This window comes from Streptomyces beijiangensis, assembly GCF_017315755.1.
Classification (GTDB): Bacteria; Actinomycetota; Actinomycetes; order Streptomycetales; family Streptomycetaceae; genus Streptomyces; species Streptomyces beijiangensis.
On the sequence record NZ_JAFLRJ010000406.1, the window covers coordinates 1 to 3,572 of the forward strand.

Annotated in this window: 4 protein-coding genes; 2 read left to right on the forward strand and 2 right to left on the reverse strand. The window is 69.9% G+C overall.

Annotation, left to right across the window (positions count from 1 at the left end; all coding sequences use genetic code 11):
- Nucleotides 1-65: 65 nt before the first annotated feature.
- Both J0695_RS32805 and J0695_RS32810 read right to left on the reverse strand, forming a co-directional pair.
- The gene (locus tag J0695_RS32805) at nt 66-320 is read right to left on the reverse strand and encodes a MoaD/ThiS family protein (protein WP_206968342.1); all 255 of its coding nucleotides are present in this window, start codon (nt 318-320) and stop codon (nt 66-68) included.
- 46 nt (nt 321-366) lie between these two features.
- Complete coding sequence (locus tag J0695_RS32810; RefSeq protein ID WP_206968344.1) at nt 367-1,185, reverse strand: alpha/beta hydrolase; 819 nt, start codon at nt 1,183-1,185, stop codon at nt 367-369.
- 243 nt (nt 1,186-1,428) lie between these two features.
- Between J0695_RS32810 and J0695_RS32815 the strand changes: the two genes are divergently transcribed.
- A complete protein-coding gene (locus J0695_RS32815; protein ID WP_242553504.1) occupies nt 1,429-2,316 on the forward strand; it encodes a response regulator transcription factor in 888 nt (295 codons plus the stop codon).
- Between the two features lie 24 nt (nt 2,317-2,340).
- A complete protein-coding gene (locus J0695_RS32820; RefSeq protein WP_206968347.1) occupies nt 2,341-3,363 on the forward strand; it encodes a LacI family DNA-binding transcriptional regulator in 1,023 nt (340 codons plus the stop codon).
- The last annotated feature ends 209 nt before the right edge of the window (nt 3,364-3,572 follow it).

Below are 3,572 nucleotides of genomic sequence, written 5' to 3' on the forward strand. Positions count from 1 at the left end.
GGCTGCGGCTGCTGCGGCTGCCCGTACGGATACTGCTGCTCGTACTGGTCACTCATGAGCGGTGGTCACCCTCCTGCGAACGGCGGGAGCACCTCGACCGTGCCGCCCTCGGCAAGCCGTACGGTCTCATGCTCGCGCTTTCCGACGGGATCGCCGTCAACGAGAAACGAACACCGCAGCAGTACGCGGCCGAACTCACCCGGGTGCAGCAGACGCGCCGCGTCGAGCGCCTCCGCGAGGTTCCCCGCGGTGTACGGCTCCTCGGCAACCCCTGCCGCGGCCTTCGCCGCGGCCCAGTAGCGGATGGTCCCCGCTGCCATAGGTACTCCTTCTTCGATCGGCGTCGCGCCGCCCCCCATGATGCCGCTACCCCGCGACCAGCCATGCAGCGATCCGCCGCAGCAGCGCCTCGTCGGCCGCGTTCTCCGCGTGTCCCATGCCCCGCTCGACCCAGAGTTCGGCCGGCCCCGCCCCCGCCAGCATCCGCGGATGGTCCAGCGGGAAGTACGGGTCCTGGTCCCCGTGCACGATCAGCAGCGGCGTCGGCGCGATCAGCGGCACCGACTCGACCGGCGACAGCGGCACCGGGTCCCAGTCCTCCGGATGGATCCGCGTACGGAAACCGAACCGCCCCACCAGCCGCCCCAGGGGCCGCGTCACCACCCAGTGGAGCCGCCGCATGGGTGCCGTACCGCGGTAGTACCAGCGGGCGGGGGCGCTCACCGAGGCCACGGCGTCAATCCGTGCCCCTGTGCGCCCCCCGTGCGCGGAACCGTGGAGTGCCGCGTGCCGGAGCACGACGGAGCCGCCCATCGAGAAGCCCACGGTCACCACCCGCCCGTATCCGAGCGAGCGTGCCCACCTCACCGCGGCCGCCAGGTCGAGCACTTCGCGGTCGCCGACCGTCGAGCGCCCGCCGGACGATCCATGGCCCCGGAACGAGAACGTGATCACGGCCGCGTACTGGGCGAACACCCCGGCGGCCCGCCGCACGGCCGGCCTCTCCACCGACCCGGTGAAACCGTGCGCGATGACGACCGCGGTCTCGCCGACCCCGGCCGTACACGGCTCGTACACCGCCTCGATACGGACGCCGTCGTCGGTCAGGAGCACCGCTCGCCGGACCCCTGGCGTGATCAAGGAAACAAATGAACTGGTCAAAGGGGTCTCTGCCGCGGAACTCATGTGGGCTATTCTGCTGGGAAGAGGACCTGGGCAGCGAAGCCCCCGGGTCCTTTTGTGTTTCCTGGTCGTTGTTACGAGCAGGTGAACAAAGGCTCTCAGGGCGCGAGAGCCGCACGCAGTGAATGCAGTACACGTACGAAGCAGTGCCGCAGTACGTCCTCGCAGGGACCGAGGAGGAACCGACGTAATGGGCGAGCAAACCGTGCACAACTTGAATACGACGACCACGGCAGGTGGGGCGCGATGAGTTCTCTGCTGCTCCTGACCAATGCACTCCAGCCGTCGACGGAGGTGCTCCCCGCCCTCGGCCTTCTGCTGCACAGCGTGCGGGTCGCCCCCGCCGAGGGCCCCGCTCTCGTCGACACCCCTGGTGCCGACGTCATCCTGATCGACGGCAGGCGCGACCTCCCTCAGGTCCGCAGCCTCTGCCAGCTGCTGCGCTCCACGGGCCCCGGCTGTCCGCTGATCCTCGTCGTCACCGAGGGCGGCCTGGCGGCCGTCACCGCCGACTGGGGCATCGACGACGTACTGCTGGACACCGCGGGACCGGCCGAGGTCGAGGCGCGTCTGCGCCTCGCGACGGGCCGCCAGCAGATCACCGCGGACGACTCCCCGATGGAGATCCGCAACGGCGACCTCTCCGTGGACGAGGCGACGTACAGCGCCAAGCTCAAGGGCCGGGTCCTGGACCTGACCTTCAAGGAATTCGAGCTCCTCAAGTACCTGGCGCAGCACCCGGGCCGGGTCTTCACCCGCGCCCAGTTGCTCCAGGAGGTCTGGGGCTACGACTACTTCGGCGGTACGCGGACGGTCGACGTCCATGTACGGCGGCTGCGCGCCAAGCTCGGCCCCGAGCACGAGTCGCTGATCGGCACGGTCCGTAATGTCGGCTACCGCTTCGTGACGCCCGAGAAGGTCGAGCGGGCGGCGGACGAGGCGCGGGCGAGGGCGGCCGCTCCGGCACCCCGGACAGAGGACTACGTCCCGGTCTCCTCACCCGTCTCCGGACCGGTGTCCGCACCGGTGTCCGCACCGGTGTCCCCACCCGTCCCCGGACCGGTCTCCGCACCCGTCGCATCACCCGCCACAGTGGCCTCACAGGAACCTTCCGTACGACCTGCAAAAAGGTAAGTCCATCCGCGTAGACTGCCGCGCGTGGCCAAGGTGACGCGGGACGATGTGGCACGACTGGCGGGTACTTCCACCGCTGTCGTCAGCTATGTCATCAACAACGGACCGAGGCCGGTCGCCCCGGCCACGCGCGAGCGGGTACTTGCCGCGATCAAGGAGCTGGGGTACCGGCCCGACCGGGTCGCCCAGGCCATGGCCTCGCGGCGGACCGACCTCATAGGCATGATCGTGCCGGACGCGCGGCAGCCGTTCTTCGCGGAGATGACGCACGCGGTCGAACAGGCCGCCGCCGAGCGCGGAAAGATGGTCCTGGTCGGCAACTCCGACTACCGCGACGAGCGCGAGGTCCACTACCTCCGCGCCTTCCTGGGCATGCGGGTCTCCGGGCTGATCCTGGTCTCCATGGGCATGAGCGAGCGCGCCGCCTCCGAGATCGAGGCCTGGGACGCGCGGGTCGTGCTGCTGCACGAGCGCCCCGAGGCGATCGACGACGTCGCGGTCGTCACGGACGACATCGGCGGCGCGCAGCTCGCCACCCGCCACCTGCTCGAACACGGTTACGAGTACGTGGCCTGCCTCGGCGGCATCGAGAACACCCCGGCCGTCGGCGACCCGGTCGCCGACCACGTCGAGGGCTGGCGCCGGGCGATGCAGGAATCGGGCCGCTCCATCGAGGGGCGGCTCTTCCAGGCCCCGTACAACCGCTACGACGCCTACAAGGTGGGCCTGGAGCTGCTCGCGGGGCCCGACCGGCCCCCGGCGATCTTCTGCTCCACGGACGACCAGGCGATCGGTGTGCTGCGGGCCGCGCGCGAGCTCCGTATCGACGTGCCCGGCGAGCTGGCCGTGGCCGGCTTCGACGACGTGAAGGAAGCCGCGCTGACGGACCCGCCGCTGACCACGGTGTCCTCGGACCGGCCCGCGATGGCGCGGGCCGCGGTGGATCTCGTACTGGACGATGCGCTGAGGGTGGCCGGATCGCGCCGGGAGCGGCTGAAGCAGTTCCCTTCGGCGCTGGTGATCCGCCGGTCCTGCGGCTGCGCGTAGTCTCGCCCCGAGCTTCTTTATATCGGGCATACGGGGTTCTGTCGGGCTTCTCAGCGGGCACTCAGGAATCTCTCATGGTAAGTGTCCAAGCTCATATCCATGACCGACAACCGCGAGCAGCAGCCTTACGCCGACGACTCCTGGCAGCGCGCCAAGGACGACCTCCACCGTGATGCGTACGCGGCAGACGCGTACGCATCACGGTGGAG